This window comes from Pseudomonas sp. SWRI154, assembly GCF_014268645.1.
GTDB classification, from domain to species: domain Bacteria; phylum Pseudomonadota; class Gammaproteobacteria; order Pseudomonadales; family Pseudomonadaceae; genus Aquipseudomonas; species Aquipseudomonas marvdashtae.
On record NZ_JABWQW010000023.1, the window covers coordinates 82661 to 100763 of the forward strand.

General features: G+C 60.2%; 16 protein-coding genes and 2 pseudogenes. 10 read left to right on the forward strand and 8 right to left on the reverse strand.

What is annotated here, in order from left to right:
* Position 1 precedes the first annotated feature (1 nt).
* A complete protein-coding gene (gene hisC / locus HU806_RS19510) occupies positions 2–1054 on the forward strand; it encodes a histidinol-phosphate transaminase (protein ID WP_186613436.1) in 1053 nt (350 codons plus the stop codon).
* Positions 1055–1104: 50 nt separating this feature from the next.
* Here hisC and HU806_RS19515 read toward each other — a convergent pair whose 3' ends face one another.
* From HU806_RS19515 to algW, 3 genes are all read right to left on the reverse strand, one after another.
* A complete protein-coding gene (locus HU806_RS19515; RefSeq protein ID WP_186613438.1) occupies positions 1105–1824 on the reverse strand; it encodes a DUF4198 domain-containing protein in 720 nt (239 codons plus the stop codon).
* A gap of 12 nt (positions 1825–1836) precedes the next feature.
* Positions 1837–3939, reverse strand: a complete 2103-nt coding sequence (locus HU806_RS19520; RefSeq protein WP_186613440.1) for a TonB-dependent siderophore receptor — start codon at positions 3937–3939, stop codon at positions 1837–1839.
* A gap of 133 nt (positions 3940–4072) precedes the next feature.
* Entirely contained in the window at positions 4073–5233 is a 1161-nt protein-coding gene (algW, locus tag HU806_RS19525) for a Do family serine endopeptidase AlgW (protein ID WP_186613442.1), read from the reverse strand.
* A gap of 103 nt (positions 5234–5336) precedes the next feature.
* Between algW and HU806_RS19530 the strand changes: the two genes are divergently transcribed.
* The 4 genes from HU806_RS19530 (at position 5337) to cysN (ending at position 9555) form a co-directional block, all read left to right on the forward strand.
* Positions 5337–6095: a Nif3-like dinuclear metal center hexameric protein gene (locus tag HU806_RS19530; RefSeq protein WP_186613444.1), complete on the forward strand. Its 759-nt coding sequence runs from the start codon at positions 5337–5339 to the stop codon at positions 6093–6095.
* A gap of 145 nt (positions 6096–6240) precedes the next feature.
* Positions 6241–7158, forward strand: a complete 918-nt coding sequence (cysD, locus tag HU806_RS19535) for a sulfate adenylyltransferase subunit CysD (protein WP_186613446.1) — start codon at positions 6241–6243, stop codon at positions 7156–7158.
* Positions 7159–7261: 103 nt separating this feature from the next.
* Entirely contained in the window at positions 7262–7603 is a 342-nt protein-coding gene (locus HU806_RS19540; protein WP_186613472.1) for a four helix bundle protein, read from the forward strand.
* 53 nt (positions 7604–7656) lie between these two features.
* Positions 7657–9555, forward strand: a complete 1899-nt coding sequence (gene cysN, locus HU806_RS19545) for a sulfate adenylyltransferase subunit CysN (RefSeq protein WP_186613448.1) — start codon at positions 7657–7659, stop codon at positions 9553–9555.
* Positions 9556–9658: 103 nt separating this feature from the next.
* Here the strand turns inward: cysN and yihG are convergent, their stop codons facing one another.
* From yihG to HU806_RS19560, 3 genes are all read right to left on the reverse strand, one after another.
* Positions 9659–10567: a 1-acylglycerol-3-phosphate O-acyltransferase, YihG family gene (gene yihG, locus HU806_RS19550; RefSeq protein WP_186613450.1), complete on the reverse strand. Its 909-nt coding sequence runs from the start codon at positions 10565–10567 to the stop codon at positions 9659–9661.
* A complete protein-coding gene (pta, locus tag HU806_RS19555; protein ID WP_186613452.1) occupies positions 10568–12667 on the reverse strand; it encodes a phosphate acetyltransferase in 2100 nt (699 codons plus the stop codon). It abuts the gene before it with no gap.
* An 82-nt stretch (positions 12668–12749) separates the two neighbouring features.
* Positions 12750–13088, reverse strand: coding sequence for a DUF3565 domain-containing protein (locus HU806_RS19560; protein ID WP_186613454.1), 339 nt, complete (start codon positions 13086–13088; stop codon positions 12750–12752).
* On the opposite strand from HU806_RS19560, the gene HU806_RS19565 reads away from it, so the two are divergent.
* The 3 genes from HU806_RS19565 to HU806_RS19575 all read left to right on the forward strand — a co-directional run bounded on the left by HU806_RS19565 (position 13057) and on the right by HU806_RS19575 (position 15393).
* Positions 13057–13542 (forward strand): FKBP-type peptidyl-prolyl cis-trans isomerase, encoded by a 486-nt coding sequence (locus tag HU806_RS19565; protein WP_186613456.1) that lies wholly within the window; start codon positions 13057–13059, stop codon positions 13540–13542. The genes HU806_RS19560 and HU806_RS19565 overlap by 32 nt on opposite strands.
* Positions 13543–13652: 110 nt before the next feature.
* Positions 13653–14135 (forward strand): glutathione peroxidase, encoded by a 483-nt coding sequence (locus tag HU806_RS19570; protein WP_186613458.1) that lies wholly within the window; start codon positions 13653–13655, stop codon positions 14133–14135.
* A gap of 154 nt (positions 14136–14289) precedes the next feature.
* Positions 14290–15393 (forward strand): NADH:flavin oxidoreductase, encoded by a 1104-nt coding sequence (locus HU806_RS19575; protein ID WP_186613460.1) that lies wholly within the window; start codon positions 14290–14292, stop codon positions 15391–15393.
* Between the two features lie 28 nt (positions 15394–15421).
* Here the strand turns inward: HU806_RS19575 and HU806_RS19580 are convergent, their stop codons facing one another.
* Both HU806_RS19580 and HU806_RS19585 read right to left on the reverse strand, forming a co-directional pair.
* Positions 15422–16621 carry a glycosyltransferase family 4 protein gene (locus tag HU806_RS19580; protein WP_186613462.1) on the reverse strand — a complete coding sequence of 400 codons (1200 nt, stop codon included), beginning with the start codon at positions 16619–16621 and terminating at the stop codon, positions 15422–15424.
* 40 nt (positions 16622–16661) lie between these two features.
* A pseudogene (locus HU806_RS19585) lies at positions 16662–16916 on the reverse strand (EI24 domain-containing protein); the annotation flags it as partial.
* A gap of 385 nt (positions 16917–17301) precedes the next feature.
* Between HU806_RS19585 and HU806_RS19590 the strand changes: the two are divergent.
* Both HU806_RS19590 and HU806_RS19595 read left to right on the forward strand, forming a co-directional pair.
* Positions 17302–17676: pseudogene (locus tag HU806_RS19590) on the forward strand (IS66 family transposase); the annotation flags it as partial.
* Between the two features lie 16 nt (positions 17677–17692).
* Positions 17693–18028 (forward strand): AAA family ATPase, encoded by a 336-nt coding sequence (locus tag HU806_RS19595; RefSeq protein WP_186613464.1) that lies wholly within the window; start codon positions 17693–17695, stop codon positions 18026–18028.
* Positions 18029–18103: the final 75 nt, after the last annotated feature.

An 18103-nucleotide genomic window follows, 5' to 3' on the forward strand; every position in this document is an offset into this window, starting at 1 on the left:
AATGAGTAAATTCTGGAGCCCGTTCGTCAAGAACCTGGTGCCCTACGTGCCGGGTGAACAGCCAAAGTTGACCCGCCTGGTCAAGCTCAACACCAACGAGAATCCGTACGGCCCATCGCCCAAGGCCCTGGCGGCGATGCAGACCGAGTTGAACGACAACCTGCGCCTGTACCCTGACCCTAACAGCGATCTCTTGAAGAATGCCGTGGCCCGCTATTACGGCGTGCAGACCAACCAGGTATTCCTGGGCAATGGCTCGGACGAGGTGTTGGCGCACATTTTCCACGGCCTGCTGCAACACGAGCGGCCGCTGCTGTTCCCGGACATCAGCTACAGTTTTTATCCGGTGTATTGCGGGCTCTACGGCATCAAGTTCGAGGCGGTGCCGCTGGACGAACAATTCCAGATCGACCCGGCGGACTACAGCAAACCCAATGGCGGCATCATTTTCCCCAACCCCAACGCGCCGACCGGCTGCCTGCTGGCGCTGGAAGCGATCGAGCAGATCCTCAAGGCCAACCCGGATTCGGTGGTGGTGGTCGACGAGGCCTACATCGACTTTGGCGGCGAGACGGCCATTAGCCTGGTGGATCGTTATCCGAACCTGTTGGTCACCCAGACGCTTTCCAAGTCTCGTTCGCTGGCGGGGCTGCGGGTGGGGCTGGCGGTGGGCCATCCGGAGCTGATCGAAGCGCTGGAGCGAATCAAGAACAGCTTCAACTCCTATCCCCTGGATCGCCTGGCAAATGTCGGCGGTGCGGCAGCGTTCGACGACCGTGAGTACTTCGACCAGACCTGTCGATTGGTCATCGAGCACCGTGAATGGGTGGTGGCGCAATTGGCAGCCAAGGGTTTTGAAGTGCTACCGTCGTCGGCGAACTTCATCTTCGCCCGTCATCCCCGGCACGACGCGGCGGGGCTGGCGGCGAAATTGCGCGAGCAAGGCGTGATTGTGCGGCACTTCAAGCAAGAGCGCATTGCGCAATTCCTGCGGATCAGCATCGGCACGCCGGAGCAGAACCAGGCCCTGATCGAAGCCTTGGGCGAACTCTAAAGACCTGCGGTCGCTGTGGGAGCGTATGTGCTCCCACAGCTCTTGGTGTCCTATTCGTGGTGCGGTTCGCCGAGGAATGTCAGCGAGGTGAACACGCCGCGCGTCGCCACGTCCTTGTTGTCCTTGAGTGGGATCTCCATGCTCGCGGCGATCACGTTCAAGGCTTCATTGCGCACCAGTACCTTGGCTCGGCCTTCGGCATCGGTTTGCGTCGATACGGTATTCGGCGCGCTGCGGTAGTCCCCCACCAGTTTCACCCCAGCCGCCGGTTTTCCATCGAGCAGCACCCGCACCGGCAGTGACTGGCCGGGGCCGACGGTCAACGGGTCGACTTCCGGCACGATCACGAACTTGATCGGATCCAGCTTCGGCAGTTTCGCCCCCGGCTCATAGATCGCCAGGCTGTATTTGAATGTCTGCGTCGACTCAATCGCGCCGGGCACTTTGCTGCGGCCTTCGTTGATCCACTTTTTGTCAGCCGTCTGCGACCACATGCCGTTATCCAGGGCGACCGCCAGCACGGCCGGTGGCTTGAGCGGTTGCAGGCGCGCATGGTCCGGCAGACGCTCCACCGTGACGGGGATCATCTTGCCGCCCAGGTCGTAGGCCCAGGCGCCGCTGATTTTCTTCGCCTTGAAGGCGTTGTCTTCGGCGCCGTGGCCGTAGATCACTTCAATGTTGCCGCGTCGTTGTTCGGTCCACAGGCCATGGGCCGAGGCATCGGTGGCCAGGAGCAGGCCGAACAGGGCGAAGGTCTTGGGGTATTTCATGCTGACTTCCTTTTACAGATCGAGGGTGAGGCTGACAGTGAAGTTGCGCGGATCACCGGGGGTGACCCAGTAATTGCTGTAGGAGCGTTCGTAGTATTTTTCGTCAAAGACGTTGTTCAAGTTCAGGCCCACGGTGACGTTGTCGCTGGCTTTGTAATGAGCCAGCAGATCCACGGTGTGATAAGCCGGTAACTCGAAGTCCTTGCCAGCTTCGCCCGAGCGATCGCCGACATAGGTGAACGCGGCGCCGACGTCCGAGCCTCGCAGATGGCCGTCCTGGAATTCATAGACACCCAGCAGGCTGCCGCTGCGCTTGGCGACACCGAGGATGCGGCTGCCCGAGGGAATGCCGTCGTCCCCTTTGGTCACTTCGGCGTCGATGTAGGCGAAGGCGCCGATCACCCGCACCGCGTCAGTCACCTGGCCGGTGACCTGAAGATCAATGCCCTGGCTGCGGGCCTCGCCCACGGCGCGACTGAAATCGGTTCCGGCAACCTGGGTCAGGACGTTTTCCTTCTCGATATGGAACGCCGCCAGGGTGGTGCTCAACCGGTCATCGAACAGCTCGCTCTTGACCCCGATTTCATAGCCGACACCTTCCTCGGGGTCGAAGGTCTTGTCGTTGGCGTCCAGGCCGTTGTTGGGCTTGAACGAGGTAGAGGCGTTGGCGAACAGCCCGACTTCAGGGGTCAGTTGATACAGCAACCCGGCGCGCTGGGTCAGGGCGTCGTGGCGCTGGCGGCTGGTCACGTCGTTGACGTGGTTGGCGACGCTTTGTTCGAAATGCTCATAGCGCACACCCAGCAGGCCGCGCAGTTTGTCGGTGAAGATGATCTGGTCCTGAAGGTTCAGGGCCCGGCTTTTGACATGCTCGAAGAAGTCCGTGCCGGAGCGCACGCCGTTGGGTTTTGGCTGCCCGTAGATCGGGTTGTAGATGTCGATGGGGTAAGCGCCAGCGATGGTGGTCACGCGCTCGTTCTTGCGGTAGTCCTCGTATTCCGTGCCGATCAGCAGCTCATGCTGCCAAGGCCCGAGGTCGAATCGGCCACGCAGTTCCAGCTGGGTAATGCTGTCGTGCCAGTTGTTGTCGCGCTCGCGGTAGCGGCGGTTCACGGTGTGGCCGTCGGCGTTCAGTGGGCGCGCTTCGGAGGCGAATCCCCAGAGTTCGCCCTGCTTGTAGTGGCTGGCGAGGCGCAGTTGCCAGTCATCGTTGAGCTGATGCTCAAGGGCGGCCTGAAGCATGTTGTTGTGGTTATCGATGTCGCCGTCGTTGGGTTCGCCCAGGAAGGTCGAACGGGAGACGCCGCTCCAGCGATTGTTTGGCGCGACGATGCCACGGTCGAAAGTCGAGCTGTGGCGCACGATTTCGCTTTCCAGCAGCAGTCGGGTGTCGGGGCTCAGTTGCCAACTGATCGAGGGCGCCACGAAGACGCGCTTGCTGTCGACGTGATCGCGGAAGCTGTGGTTGTCCTCCACCGCCAGGTTGACCCGCGACAGGAGGTTGCCTTCAGCGTCGAGTGGCGTGTTGACGTCCAACGCGGTGCGGTAGCGATCCCAACTGCCAGCGCTGGTCTGCAACGTGGTGAAGGCTTCGGGCTGGGGTTTCTTGGTGACAATGTTCACCGTGCCACCGGGATCGCCTCGCCCATAGAGGCTGGCCGCGGGTCCCTTGAGCACCTCGATGCGCTCGATATTGGCAGCGTCCGGCGTGCTGGGATAGCCGCGGTTGGCGCTGAAACCGTCCTTGTAGAATTCTGAAGTGGTGAAGCCGCGCACGCTGTATTCGTACAGCGTCAGCCCGCCGAAGCTGTTCTGTTTCGATATGCCGCCGGCATATTCCAGCGCTCGCTCGACGCTGGTGCTGCCCAAGTCCTTGAGAACGCTGGCGGGAATTACGCTGATGGATTGAGGGACGTCGCGCAGGGCCGTGTCGGTTTTGGTCGCGCTGGCGGAACGGGTGGCGCGGTAGCCCGAGACGGGGCCAGTGGGGGATTCGTAATTGGATGTGACGTTGATGGCGTCCAGCTCCAGGGGCTGGGTTTCTTCGGCAAAGACCGGATCGCCCAGCAGACCCAGAGCCAGGCTGGCGAGGGAAATCCGTTTTAAGGATGACATGTTATGTTGTTCCAATTCTTAGAATTGAAACAATATAACACCACTAATGAGAATTTATGCTATTTCTGACTTTCCTGATTCGCGGATTGTTTTCGTGGCGAGGGAGCAAGCTCCCTCGCCACGGGGGGGATAGTTATTCTTCTTCCTTGAGCACCACCGGTGCCGGCGGTGGACGCAGGCCGATTTCAGCCGTGAGCTTGAGCTCCTTGCCGTTGCGCATCACCTGGACAGTCACCTTGTCGGTGGGCTTGATCCGCGCCACTTGGTTCATCGAGCGGCGGCCATCGCCCGCCGGTTCGCCGTCGATGCTCAGGATCACATCGCCCAGCTGCAAGCCGGCCTTTTGCGCCGGGCCGTCGCGGAAGATCCCTGCCACAACGATCCCGGGGCGCCCGGACAAGCCGAAAGACTCCGCCAGTTCCTGGGTCAGCGGTTGCACTTCGATACCCAGCCAGCCACGAATCACCTGGCCGTGTTCAATGATCGACTTCATCACCTCCATCGCCAGTTTCACCGGGATGGCGAAGCCGATGCCCTGGCTGCCGCCGGACTTGGAAAAAATCGCGGTATTGATCCCGGTGAGGTTGCCGTTGGCATCCACCAATGCGCCGCCGGAGTTGCCGGGGTTGATCGCGGCGTCGGTCTGGATGAAGTCTTCGTAGTTGTTCAGGCCCAGCTGGTTGCGCCCGGTGGCGCTGATGATTCCCATGGTCACGGTCTGACCGACGCCGAACGGATTACCGATGGCCAGGGTCACGTCGCCGATGCGGATACTGTCGGAACGGCCGATGGTGATCGCCGGCAGGTTTTTCAGATCGATCTTGAGCACGGCGAGGTCGGTTTCCGGATCGCTGCCTATCACCCGGGCCAAGGTCTCACGGCCATCCTTGAGCGCCACGACGATCTGGTCGGCACCGCTGGTGACGTGGTTGTTGGTCAGGATATAGCCTTCCGGACTCATGATCACACCCGAACCCAGGCTCGACTCCATGCGTTTCTGCTTGGGCGAGTTGTCGCCGAAAAAACGCCGGAATTGCGGGTCTTCGAAGAGCGGGTGGTTGGGTTTGTTGATGACCTTGGTGGTGTAGAGGTTGACCACCGCCGGCGCGGCCAGGGTGACCGCGTCGGCATAGGACACCGGCCCCTGTTGCGGCGCCTTGGTTTGCGGTGCCTGTTGCAGGTTGACGTCAAGGCTTGGCAGCCCGACCCATTCCGGGTAGCGCTGGATAATCAATAGAGCGACAAGCACGCCGGCCAATAGCGGCCAGCCGGAAAAACGCAGCGCCTTGAGCATTAAGCACGTCCTAGGATGGTTGCAGGCGGGATGAGACCGCCCATAATGTCGCGCATTATACGAGGCCGCGCGCCTCTGAACGGGATATTTAGGAGTCTTTTTGATGGCCGTCGCCCTGAACACCCTGGTTGAAGAAGCGGACCGTTACCTGGCAAGCAGCCGAATTGCCGATTACTGCCCCAATGGATTGCAAGTCGAAGGCGCGCCCCAGGTAATGCGCATCGTCAGTGGCGTGACCGCCAGCCAGGCCTTGCTCGACGCCGCCGTGGAGGCCGATGCCGACCTGGTGCTGGTGCATCATGGTTATTTCTGGAAAGGCGAAAACCCTTGCATCACCGGCATGAAACAGCGGCGCCTGAAAACCTTGCTCAAGCACGACATCAGCCTGCTGGCCTATCACTTGCCACTGGATTTGCACCCCGAGGTCGGCAATAACGTGCAACTGGCCCGGCAGTTGGATATCACCGTCGAAGGGCCGCTGGACCCGGAGAACCCTAGAATTGTCGGCTTGGTCGGCTCCTTGTCCGAGCCGATGACGGCGCGGGATTTCGCCCGCAAGGTCCAAGAAGTCATGGGCCGCGAGCCGTTGTTGATCGAAAGCGAGCAAATGATCCGCCGCGTTGGCTGGTGCACTGGCGGGGGGCAGGGCTATATCGATCAGGCGGTGCTGGCCGGGGTTGATCTGTACCTCAGTGGCGAGGCGTCCGAGCAGACGTTTCACAGCGCCCGGGAAAACGGCATCAGCTTTATTGCCGCCGGTCACCATGCGACCGAACGCTACGGCGTCCAGGCACTGGGCGACTATCTGGCGCGACGTTTTGCACTGGAACACATCTTTATCGACTGCCCGAACCCCATTTGACACGCCTTCGGCGCCCGAACCCGCAGGCATATCCATATGCTGTTTCGATCTAGCCGGCGCCCTGATTAGAAGAGGTCGCTGTGCTAGGATTCCCCGCTCGAACACGGCCCGCTGGCCGTTCATAAGAATGTTTTCGTGAGTAGCCATGGTCGACAAACTGACGCATCTGAAACAGCTGGAGGCGGAAAGCATCCACATCATCCGCGAGGTGGCCGCCGAGTTCGACAACCCGGTGATGCTGTACTCCATCGGTAAAGACTCCGCCGTGATGCTGCACCTGGCACGCAAGGCGTTTTTCCCCGGCAAGCTGCCGTTTCCGGTGATGCACGTCGACACCCGCTGGAAGTTCCAGGAAATGTACAAGTTCCGCGACCGCATGGTTGAAGAGCTTGGCCTGGACTTGATCACCCATATCAACCCGGACGGCGTGGCGCAGAATATCAATCCGTTCACCCACGGCAGCGCCAAGCACACCGACATCATGAAGACCGAGGGCCTGAAACAGGCGCTCGACAAGCATGGTTTTGACGCGGCTTTCGGCGGCGCCCGTCGCGATGAAGAGAAGTCCCGCGCCAAGGAACGCGTCTACTCGTTCCGCGACAGCAAGCACCGCTGGGACCCGAAGAACCAGCGCCCGGAGCTGTGGAACGTCTACAACGGCAAGGTCAACAAGGGCGAATCCATTCGCGTGTTCCCGCTGTCGAACTGGACCGAACTGGACATCTGGCAGTACATCTACCTTGAAGGCATCCCCATCGTGCCGCTGTATTTCGCCGCCGAGCGCGACGTGATCGAGAAGAACGGCACACTGATCATGATCGACGACGAGCGCATCCTCGAGCACCTGTCCGATGAGGACAAAGCCCGCATCGTCAAGAAGAAAGTGCGTTTCCGTACCCTTGGCTGCTACCCGTTGACGGGCGCGGTGGAGTCCGAGGCCGAAAGCCTCACGGACATCATTCAGGAAATGCTCCTGACGCGAACTTCCGAGCGCCAGGGCCGGGTCATCGACCACGATGGCGCAGGCTCGATGGAAGATAAGAAACGTCAGGGGTACTTTTAAGCTTCGAGTTACAAGCGGCAAGCTGCAAGTTAAAGGCGGTATGCGTAATTTTGCAGCTTGGTGCTTGCAGCCGGTTGTTGCGAGCCGTCATCGGATGATCGCAATGGATTTCGAGAAGCTGATTGTTTGGCAACGAAGCAAATGTTTGGCGGTGGGAATTTATAGAGAGTTTGCGCGCTGTGGGGATTTCGGCTTCAAAGACCAAATTACCCGTTCCGCACTTTCGGTGCCTTCCAATATCGCAGAAGGCATGGAACGTTGCAGCGCCAAGGAAAAGGTACGTTTTCTTTGGATCGCGAAGGCTTCTTGTGGAGAGTTACGAACACAGATCCTCATAGGCAGCGACATTGCTTACATCGCCCAGCCGCTGGCAGATAACTGGATTGCAGAAACTCGCGAGCTCTCAAAAATGCTTCGCGGCTTGATCAACAAAATTTCTGACTAGCTGTACGCCGACAAGCTTGCCGCTTGAAGCTTACAGCTCGGAGCTTGAACACAATGAGCCACCAATCTGATTTGATCAGCGAGGACATCCTCGCCTACCTGGGCCAGCACGAGCGTAAAGAACTGCTGCGCTTCTTGACCTGCGGTAACGTCGATGACGGCAAGAGCACCCTGATCGGGCGCCTGCTGCACGACTCCAAGATGATCTACGAAGATCACCTTGAAGCCATCACCCGCGATTCGAAGAAAGTCGGCACCACCGGTGACGATATCGATCTGGCGTTGCTGGTCGACGGCCTGCAGGCCGAGCGTGAGCAAGGCATCACCATCGATGTCGCCTACCGCTATTTCTCCACCGCAAAGCGCAAATTCATCATCGCCGATACTCCCGGCCATGAGCAGTACACCCGCAACATGGCCACCGGTGCCTCTACCTGTGACCTGGCGATCATCCTGGTGGATGCTCGCTACGGCGTGCAGACCCAGACCCGTCGCCACAGCTTCATCGCCTCGTTGCTGGGCATCAAGCACATCGTTGTCGCCATCAACAAGATGGACCTCAAGGACTTCGACCAAGGCGTGTTCGAGTCGATCAAGGCCGACTACCTGAAGTTCGCCGAAGGCTTGAAATTGAAGCCCACCAGCATGCACTTCGTGCCGATGTCGGCCCTCAAGGGCGACAACGTGGTGAACAAGTCCGAGCGCTCGCCGTGGTACACCGGCCAGTCGCTGATGGAAATCCTCGAGACCGTGGAAGTGGCGGGCGACCGTAACTTCACCGACCTGCGTTTCCCGGTGCAGTATGTCAACCGTCCGAACCTGAACTTTCGCGGTTTCGCCGGCACCCTCGCCAGCGGCGTCGTGCACAAGGGCGACGAAGTGGTGGTGTTGCCGTCGGGCAAGAGCAGCCGGGTGAAATCCATCGTCACTTTCGAAGGCGAACTGGAGCACGCCGGTCCAGGTCAGGCCGTTACCCTGACCATGGAAGACGAGATTGACATCTCCCGTGGCGACTTGCTGGTGCACGCCGATAACGTGCCGCCGGTCACCGACAGCTTCGAAGCGATGCTCGTGTGGATGGCCGAGGAGCCAATGCTCCCCGGCAAGAAATACGACATCAAGCGCGCCACCAGTTATGTGCCGGGCTCGATTGCCAGCATCGTCAACAAGGTCGATGTGAACACGCTTGAGGAAGGCCCGGCCAGCGCGCTGCAACTCAACGAAATCGGCAAGGTGAAAATCGCCCTGGATGCTCCGATTGCCCTGGACGGCTACGAGAGCAACCGCACCACCGGCGCCTTCATCATTATCGATCGCCTGACCAACGGCACCGTTGGCGCGGGCATGATCGTCGCCCAGCCGCTGGCCCATGGCAGCAGCACGCATCACGGCAAACTGGCCCATGTGTCGGTGGAAGAGCGCGCCCAGCGCTTCGGCCAGCAACCGGCCACGGTGTTGTTCAGCGGCTTGTCCGGCGCGGGCAAAAGCACGCTGGCCTACGCCGTGGAGCGCAAGCTGTTCGACCTGGGCCGTGCGGTGTTCGTGCTCGATGGCCAGAACCTGCGTCATGACCTGAACAAAGGCCTGCCGCAAGATCGTACCGGGCGTACCGAGAACTGGCGTCGTGCGGCTCACGTCGCGCGTCAGTTCAACGAAGCCGGCCTGCTGACCCTCGCCGCGTTCGTTGCACCGAGTGCCGAAGGGCGTGAGCAGGCCAAGGACCTGATCGGCAGGGAGCGTCTGCTGACGGTCTACGTCCAGGCGTCGCCAGCGGTGTGCGCCCAACGCGATCCGCAAGGGCTGTACGCCGCTGCCGGCGATAACATCCCGGGCGAGTCCTTCCCGTACGACGTGCCGCTGGACGCCGACCTGGTGATCGACACCCAGTCGCTGACGTTGGAGGAAAGCGTCAAGCAGGTGCTGGAGCTGCTGCGCAAGCACGGGGTGATATAAGGGGAGCAGCTTCAAGTTGCAAGCTTCAAGCTTCAAGTAAAAGCCCGCCGATGAGTGATCATCGGCGGGCTTTTTTTTGTTTCTACAGAATCGTCAACGGGCATCAGTGACGGTCAGGATACTCGCGATGCATCTGCGCAAGCAGCGCATCCTTGTCCTGCCACAACTGGTTGATCCAGCCCTGGAATTCCAGGCGATAGGCGCCATCCTGGTCGTAGTTCTTGCCGATGAATTGCGCTGGGATCTTCAGCTCCTGGAAATGCACCACCACCTCATCGACCTTGCCGCAGAGCAAGTCCCAATAGCCGGGACGCCCGCCGGGATAATGAATCGTGACGTTGATGATCGATTCCAGTTGTTCGCCCATTGCGTCGAGCACAAACGCGATGCCGCCGGCCTTGGGCTTGAGCAGGTAGCGAAACGGCGATTGCTGCTGGACATGCTTGCCTTCGGTGAAGCGCGTGCCTTCGACGAAATTGAATATGCCGACCGGGTTGTTGCGAAATTTCGCGCAGGTCTTGCGCGTGGTCTCCAGGTCCTTGCCTTTCTTTTCCGGATGCTTTTCCAGGTACGCCTTGGAATAGCGCTTCATGAATGGAAAGCCCAACGCCCACCAGGCCAGGCCGATCACCGGTACCCAGATCAACTCTTGCTTGAGAAAAAACTTCAACGGTCGGATGCGCCGGTTCAGCACGTACTGCAACACCATGATGTCGACCCAGCTCTGGTGATTGCTGGTGATCAGGTATGAGTGCTGGTAGTCGAGGCCCTCGAGGCCGCTGAGGTGCCAGCGCGTGCGGCGCAGCAGATTCATCCAGGCTTTGTTGTTGCTGATCCAGGCTTCGTGGATGTGGCTCATCAGCCAGTCGGTGAAGCGCTGGGCGGCGGGAAAGGGCAGCAACAGTTTGAAAATCGCTACGATGAATAGCGGTGTGCAGCAGGCGATGGTGTTCAGCGCCAACAGCAATGAGGCGATGACGCCACGCAGGTGGGCAGGCAGGAAATCCAGCATTTAAATATCCAGGGGTCGGTTGGCGGCTTGGATCGCGGTGAGGGCGATGGTGTACACGATGTCGTCGACCTGGGCGCCGCGCGGCAAGTCGTTCACCGGTTTGCGCAAGCCTTGCAGCATCGGCCCGAGGCTGACGCAGTCGGCGCTGCGCTGTACGGCCTTGTGGGTGGTATTGCCGGTGTTCAGGTCCGGGAAGATAAACACCGTCGCCCGACCCGCAACTTGGCTGTTGGGCGCCAGTTGCCGCGCCACGGCTTCGTTGGCGGCGGCGTCGTATTGCAGCGGGCCGTCGATCAACAGGCCATGTTGCGCCTCGTGGGCCAGCAGGGTGGCCTCGCGGACCTTCTCCACTTCTTCGCCGCTGGCCGACTCGCCGCTGGAATAGCTGAGCATCGCCACCCGTGGCGTGATGCCGAACGCCGCGGCGGAATCAGCGCTTTGCAGGGCAATTTCCGCCAGTTCCGTCGCGCTCGGGTGTGGGTTCATCACGCAGTCGCCGTACACCAGGACTTCTTCCGGGAACAGCATGAAAAATACCGAGGACACCAGCGAGCACCCCGGTGCAGTCTTGATCAGTTGCAGCGCCGGGCGGATGGTGTTGGCGGTGGAGTGGATGACACCCGAGACAAGTCCGTCCACTTCGTCCAGCGCGAGCATCATGGTGCCGATCACCACGGTGTCTTCCAGCTGTTGCTCGGCCATCGGCGCGTTCAGGCTTTTGCTTTTGCGCAGTTGCACCATGGGCTCGACGTAACGCTCGCGAATCACGTCCGGGTCGAGGATCTCTAGCCCCGGCGGCAGTTCGATGCCCTGGGCGCGCGCCACCGCCTCGACGTCGGCCGGCTTGGCCAGCAGCACGCAACGGGCGATGCCCCGGGCCTGGCAAATGGCGGCTGCCTGGACTGTCAGCGGTTCGCTGCCTTCAGGCAACACGATGCGTTTGTTCGCCGCCTGAGCGCGTTGGATCAGTTGATAGCGGAACACCGCCGGCGACAGGCGCATTTCCCGAGGCGTGCCGCAGCGCTGGTGCAGCCATCTGGCGTCCAGGTGGCTGGCGACGAAATCGGTGATGATTTCCGCACGTTCGCGGTCGTCGATCGGGATTTCCTTGTTCAGGTTGTTGAGCAAGTTGGCGGTGTCGTAGGAGCCGGTGCTCACCGACAGCACCGGCAGCCCGGCCTGCAGCGCACCCCGGCATAAATCCATGATGCGTGGGTCGGGCAGGGTGTCGCTGGTCAGCAGCAGGCCGGCCAGCGGCACGCCGTTGATCGCCGCCAGGCTCACGGCGAGGATGATGTCGTCGCGGTCGCCAGGCGTGACGACCAAGACGCCTGGCTTGAGCAATTCCACGGTGTTGCGCATGGTGCGTGCGCAGATAATGATGTTGCTCATGCGTCGGGTTTCGTAATCGCCGGCGTTGAGCACCTGTGCGCCCATCAGGTCGGCCACGTCGCGGGTGCGCGGGGCGTTGAGTTCGGGGCGAAACGGGATGCAACCGAGCAGACGGAAGTCGCCGCTGCGCAGCAAGGGCGAGTGTTCCTTGAGGCGTGCGGAGAACGCTTCCATGCTTTCGTCGGTGCGGACTTTGTTAAGGATTACGCCAAGCACCTTCGGGTCTTTCGGCCCGCCGAACAATTGCGCCTGCAACTCGACGCGGCCGGACAGCTCGGTCAGCACTTCGTTTTCCGGGGCTGACACGAGGATGACCTCGGCGTCCAGGCTCTTGGCCAAGTGCAGGTTGACCCGGGCGGCGTAGCTGGCGCTGCGGGTCGGGACCATGCCTTCGACGACCAGCACGTCCTTGCCGATGGCGGCTTGCTGGTAGAGGGTGATGATTTCTTCCAGCAGTTCATCGAGTTGGCCGTCGCCCAGCATGCGCTCCACATGGGCCAGGCCCAAGGGTTGTGGCGGCTTGAGGCCGTGGGTACGGGCCACCAGTTCGGTGGAGCGTTCCGGCCCGGTATCGCCGGGGTGAGGCTGGGCGATGGGTTTGAAAAAGCCGACTTTCAGCCCGGCCCGTTCGAGGGTACGCACCAGCCCGAGGCTGATGGAGGTCAGACCCACACCAAAATCGGTGGGCGCGATAAAAAAAGTTTGCATGCGGATTCTCTAAGGGTGCATGACAAGTGTCCGGTCTCCCAGACGCTAGGGCGCGGCCTATGATTGGCCGTCTACCCACAATTCAGTCGCCAAGGTTATCGCTAACCGGGCTTTGAGCGCACCAGCCGCAATCAAAGGGCTGGCCTATTTTTTCAATACGTTGCGCTGGATCCAGCACCCAGGCCCGGGATTGCCAGGGTGGCTGGTGGCGCAGGTGCTGGGTATGGCCGCAAGACAGCTCGGCCACCCAGTGCCCGTTCTCATCCTGATGAAAACCTGTGACCGTTGGTCTGTTCGAGCTAGCCCGTTTGTCCGGGTTCCGTTCGCTTTCGGGCAAATCCTTGTTTAGACTTGTCCGTTCTTCATTCTTATGCAAAAGGTCTCGCCCCATGCTGATCGCCGCCAATAAGGCTGTCTCCATCGACTATACCCTGACCAACGACGCTGGTGAGGTCATCGACAGCTCTGCCGGCGGCGCTCCGCTGGTCTACCTGCATGGCGCAGGCAACATCATCCAGGGCTTGGAAAAAGCCCTGGAAGGCAAAACCACCGGTGACGAGTTGAATGTCTCCGTGGAGCCGGAAGACGCCTATGGCGAATATTCCGCCGAACTGGTCAGCACCCTCAGCCGCAGCATGTTCGAAGGCGTGGATGAGCTGGAAGTGGGCATGCAGTTCCACGCTTCGGCGCCGGACGGCCAGATGCAGATCGTGACCATCCGCGACCTGGAAGGCGACGACGTCACCGTTGACGGCAACCATCCACTGGCCGGCCAGCGCTTGAACTTCCAAGTCAAGATCGTCGACATCCGTGACGCCAGCCAGGAAGAAATCGCCCATGGTCACGTCCATGGCGAAGGCGGCCATCACCACTGATCTGCGCTACGCTCAGATTGACTGGAGAGGCGCCCTATGGCGCCTTTTTAGTCGCTTGCTGTTAGCATCGCCATGGCAGTTTCGAAAGATCCGCAAACCTGGAGTTCGTCATGAGTGCTTTCCACGACCTTAAACTGACAGCGCTGGATGGTCAGGAGCTTCCTCTGGCGCCCTTCAAAGGGCAAGTCGTGCTGGTGGTCAATGTTGCCTCCAAATGTGGCCTGACGCCTCAATACGCGGCGTTGGAAAATCTCTATCAGCAGTACAGGGGCCAGGGCTTCAGCGTGCTGGGTCTACCCTGCAACCAGTTCGCCGGGCAAGAGCCTGGGACCGAACAGGAAATCCAGGACTTCTGCCGCCTCAACTATGGCGTGACGTTTCCATTGTCCAGCAAGCTGGAAGTGAACGGCCACGACCGTCATCAGCTTTACCGCCTGCTGGCGGGCGAAGGCGCGGAATTCCCGGGGGACATCACCTGGAATTTCGAAAAATTCCTGCTCGGCAAGGACGGCCGCGTACTGGCGCGTTTTTCCCCGCGCACCGCGCCGGATAATCATTTGATAATCCAGGCGATTGAAAAAGCATTGGCCTAGCACGGAGCCTTTGTGGCGAGGGAGCTTGAACCCACAACCTCACCGTCCCCTTTTGAACCTTAATCACTCCAATCAATAGTGCTACCCAGCGCTTTGCATGCTCCATATTATCGTCGTCATATCCGACCTGTGACCTCGTTCCGTGGAGTGCCTCATGCCAGCAAAAGCCCTGTTCAAACCCTTCCATCTCGGCGCGCTCGAATTGCCGACCCGGGTGGTGATGGCGCCGATGACCCGTTCGTTTTCACCGGGCGGCGTGCCGAACTCCAAGGTAATCGAATACTACCGTCGCCGTGCGGCGGCCGGGGTCGGCCTGATCATCACCGAGGGCACCACGGTCGGCCACAAGGCGTCCAACGGCTATCCGAACGTACCGCACTTCTACGGCGATGCCGCGCTGGCCGGCTGGAAAAAAGTAGTCGATGCGGTGCACGCCGAGGGCGGCAAGATCGTTCCGCAGTTGTGGCATGTGGGTAACGTGCGCCGCCTCGGTACCGAGCCGGATGGCGCTGTGCCGGGCTATGGTCCAACTGAAAAACTCAAGGATGGCCAGGTCGTGATTCATGGCATGACCCAGGCGGACATCGATGAAGTCATCGCCGCCTTTGCCCAAGCGGCAAAAGACGCCCAGAGCATCGGTATGGACGGCGTGGAGATCCACGGTGCCCACGGCTATCTGGTGGACCAGTTCTTCTGGGAAGGCAGCAACCAGCGCACTGACGGCTATGGCGGCAGCCTGGCCAACCGTTCGCGCTTCGCGATCGAGTTGATTCGTGCGGTGCGCGCGGCGGTGGGCGAGGGCTTCCCGATCATTTTCCGCTTCTCCCAATGGAAACAGCAGGATTACGCAGCGCGTCTGGTACTAACGCCCGAAGCGCTGGGAGAATTCCTCAAGCCATTGGCTGACGCAGGCGTGGATATTTTCCACTGCTCGACACGCCGGTTCTGGGAGCCGGAGTTCGAAGGCTCGGAGCTGAACCTGGCCGGCTGGACCCGCAAGCTCACCGGCAAACCGACCATCACCGTCGGCAGCGTCGGCCTGGATGGCGAGTTCCTCCAGTTCATGGTCAACACCGATAAAGTTGCCCAGCCGGCCAGCCTGGAAAACCTGCTGGAGCGTTTGAACAATGAAGAGTTCGACCTCGTGGCAGTGGGACGCGCATTGCTGGTGGATCCGGACTGGGCGCAAAAAGTCCGGGAAGGGCGCGAGCAAGAGATCCTGCCGTTCAGCCGCGAGGCGTTGATGACGCTGGTTTGAGTGGCGCCTGAACCGACCTCATCGATTCTTAGCGCACCGTCGGCGCAGCTGGCAGGCCCTGCTCGCCGACACAGACGCCGCGCAACAGCGTCTCGAACTGCTCGATGATCGAGGCCCAACCCTGGCGACTGGCATGCTGGCGCGCATTGAGCCTCACGCAACGCAAGGCTTCGCGTTCTTCCAGCAGCCAGCGGGCCGCGTCGCAAAATGCATCTTCATCCCCCGGCATCGCCAGCACCCCGTTATAACCGTGACGGATGTGTTGCGCCGCCGCGGCCTGATCGTAGGCCACCACGCCCAGGCCGGATGCCAGCGCCTCCAGCACGACGTTACCGAAGGTTTCGGTCAGGCTCGGAAAAACGAATACATCCCCGGACGCGTAATGGGCGGCCAACGCTTCGCCACGCTGGGCCCCACAGAAAATCGCCCCGGGCAATTGCTGTTCGAGGGCAGGCCGCTGCGGGCCGTCACCAATGATCACCAGTTTGATTCGCTGTGTCGGAAAAGCGTTACACAGGGTGCCGAAACTGCGCTTGAGCAGCCCCAGGTTTTTCTCCGGCGCCAGGCGTCCGACATGAATCACTGCGATATCACCTTCGTCCAGGCCCCAGGCTGCGCGCAGGGCGGCCGAGCGTTTGGCCGGATGAAACAGTTGGCTGTCCACGCCGCGGGACAACAAGGCCACGCGCTCAAAATGCCGGCGTTCCAGCTCCAGGCGCTGGCTGACGCTGGGCACCAGGGTCAGGCTCGAGCGGTTGTGAAACCAGCGAAGGTAATGGGTCAACAGCCGACTCAACAAGCCGAGGCCATATTGCTGGGTGTATTGCTGGAAGTTGGTGTGGAAGCCGCTGACCACCGAGATACCCAGGCGCCGCGCTGCCCGCAACGCCGACAAGCCCAAGGGGCCTTCGGTGGCAATATACAAGACGTCCGGGCGATGACGTTTCCAGCGTCTGAGCAGCTTGTGCATCGAAGCCTGTCCCCACTGCAAACCTGGATATCCCGGCAACGGCCAGCCTCGGCACAGCAGCAGTTGATCGTCGCTGGCCTGGCCTTGGTCCCCGGCCTGGCGGGGGCGGATCAGCTCCACGCGGTGCCCACGGGCTCGCAAGCCGTCGTAAAGGCGCCCCAGGGTATTGGCGACGCCATTGATTTCCGGCGCAAAGGTTTCAGTGACGAGGGTGACATGCAGGAGTGTGGTCATGGCCCCAGTGTCGACCGAGGCCATTTCGTCGTTGTGACGCCACGATGACGGATTTGTGACGGATTCAGCCCTGCCGGGCCAACGCCGTCTCGGCACCTTGCTCGCGCACCCAGAACAACGTCGCCCCGGCGACCGCCGCCGGCATCATCAGGACGTTGACCACCGGGATCAGCAGCACCAGGTACACGCTGCCGCCAAAGCCCAGGCTCTGCCAGCGTTTCTCCCGCAGCCAGGCGAGCATTTCGTTCCAGCCCAGCTTGTGGTTGTCCGCCGGGTAGTCGATGTATTTAAGAGTGAGCATACATTGACCGAAAGCCACGCCGATCACTGCCCTTTCCCAAGGGAGTGAGTGAAAAATGTATCAGTGATATGAGACCTGCCGAAAGGTACAGATTGGCCTAGCGGTTTTTTGAAGGCCTCTAGATTGACGGGGAAAGGGTGATGGATGCCAAGAGGGTGAAAATTTCTGACCTCAAAATTGCATTGCTTTCAGGCTCGTGGTTTTATTAGCCATCACTGTTTTTTTAAACAGTATTTTGGCTAAAATTTCTCAGAGAGCATTTGATGCAGACAATCTTGGATTTGATCGAAAACGCGACGATGCAGGCGTGGATTTGGGGGCCTCTGATGGGGGTGGTTTTTGGTGCATTGTTCGCGGGGATAACCAATTCGCCGACAGTGAACGCACCCGTCACCGTGTCTCAGGCCAGCGCGACCTTGTGCCCGAAGGCTCGGCTATCGCCAAAGCTCTGGATTACAGCCTCAAGCGCTGGGGCGCACTGGTTCGATATATCGAGGACGGCGCTGTGCCCATCGATAATAACGCGGTCGAAAATCAGATAAGGCCATGGGCGCTTGGACGCTCGAACTGGTTGTTCGCCGGATCGCTACGCAGCGGCAAACGGGCGGCAGCAATCATGAGCTTGATCCAGTCTGCGCGCATGAATAGGCATGATCCGTATGCGTACCTGAAGGACGTTCTTACTCGCCTGCCAACGCAGCGGGCGAGTGAGATCGCTCGACTGCTGCCGCATCAATGGGGCACTGTTAATTTATCGGAGATGGCAAACTCGTTTTAGAGTGGCTGAAAGCGAAATGACAAAAGAGACGGCACGTTACATCTTGATCACAGGCGCGGCAGGTACCGGCACCACGACCTTAGCGGATGCTTTAGCAAAGGAACTGAGCACAACTCACCTGGAAGCAGATGATTTTTTGTGGCTGCCGAGTAACCCGCCATATCAGCATCTGGCAGACAAAACGCAGCGAGGAGAGCGCTTGCTACAAGAAATGCGCTCTCATGGCCGCGCCGTGGTTGCCGGATCAGTAATGGGCTGGGGTCAACCGCTTGAGAATGAATTTGATCTTGTGGTGTTCCTTTATCTTCCTGTTGAACTCAGGTTAGAGAGACTAAATGTCAACACCGGTTGAAAACTGACCCACCCTACCGAAGTAAAACTGACCCACCCCGGCGGTAGTTAAAGTCTGTTTATAGCTTCGGCGAAG

Excerpts from the sequence above, each read along its gene's own strand:
- hisC (WP_186613436.1), top strand. The coding sequence starts at position 2 with ATGAGTAAATTCTGGAGCCCGTTCGTCAAGAACCTGGTGCCCTACGTG.
- HU806_RS19515 (WP_186613438.1), bottom strand. The coding sequence starts at position 1,824 with ATGAAATACCCCAAGACCTTCGCCCTGTTCGGCCTGCTCCTGGCCACC.
- HU806_RS19520 (WP_186613440.1), bottom strand. The coding sequence starts at position 3,939 with ATGTCATCCTTAAAACGGATTTCCCTCGCCAGCCTGGCTCTGGGTCTG.
- algW (WP_186613442.1), bottom strand. The coding sequence starts at position 5,233 with ATGCTCAAGGCGCTGCGTTTTTCCGGCTGGCCGCTATTGGCCGGCGTG.
- HU806_RS19530 (WP_186613444.1), top strand. The coding sequence starts at position 5,337 with ATGGCCGTCGCCCTGAACACCCTGGTTGAAGAAGCGGACCGTTACCTG.
- cysD (WP_186613446.1), top strand. The coding sequence starts at position 6,241 with ATGGTCGACAAACTGACGCATCTGAAACAGCTGGAGGCGGAAAGCATC.
- HU806_RS19540 (WP_186613472.1), top strand. The coding sequence starts at position 7,262 with ATGGATTTCGAGAAGCTGATTGTTTGGCAACGAAGCAAATGTTTGGCG.
- cysN (WP_186613448.1), top strand. The coding sequence starts at position 7,657 with ATGAGCCACCAATCTGATTTGATCAGCGAGGACATCCTCGCCTACCTG.
- yihG (WP_186613450.1), bottom strand. The coding sequence starts at position 10,567 with ATGCTGGATTTCCTGCCTGCCCACCTGCGTGGCGTCATCGCCTCATTG.
- pta (WP_186613452.1), bottom strand. The coding sequence starts at position 12,667 with ATGCAAACTTTTTTTATCGCGCCCACCGATTTTGGTGTGGGTCTGACC.
- HU806_RS19565 (WP_186613456.1), top strand. The coding sequence starts at position 13,057 with ATGCTGATCGCCGCCAATAAGGCTGTCTCCATCGACTATACCCTGACC.
- HU806_RS19560 (WP_186613454.1), bottom strand. The coding sequence starts at position 13,088 with ATGGAGACAGCCTTATTGGCGGCGATCAGCATGGGGCGAGACCTTTTG.
- HU806_RS19570 (WP_186613458.1), top strand. The coding sequence starts at position 13,653 with ATGAGTGCTTTCCACGACCTTAAACTGACAGCGCTGGATGGTCAGGAG.
- HU806_RS19575 (WP_186613460.1), top strand. The coding sequence starts at position 14,290 with ATGCCAGCAAAAGCCCTGTTCAAACCCTTCCATCTCGGCGCGCTCGAA.
- HU806_RS19580 (WP_186613462.1), bottom strand. The coding sequence starts at position 16,621 with ATGGCCTCGGTCGACACTGGGGCCATGACCACACTCCTGCATGTCACC.
- HU806_RS19595 (WP_186613464.1), top strand. The coding sequence starts at position 17,693 with ATGACAAAAGAGACGGCACGTTACATCTTGATCACAGGCGCGGCAGGT.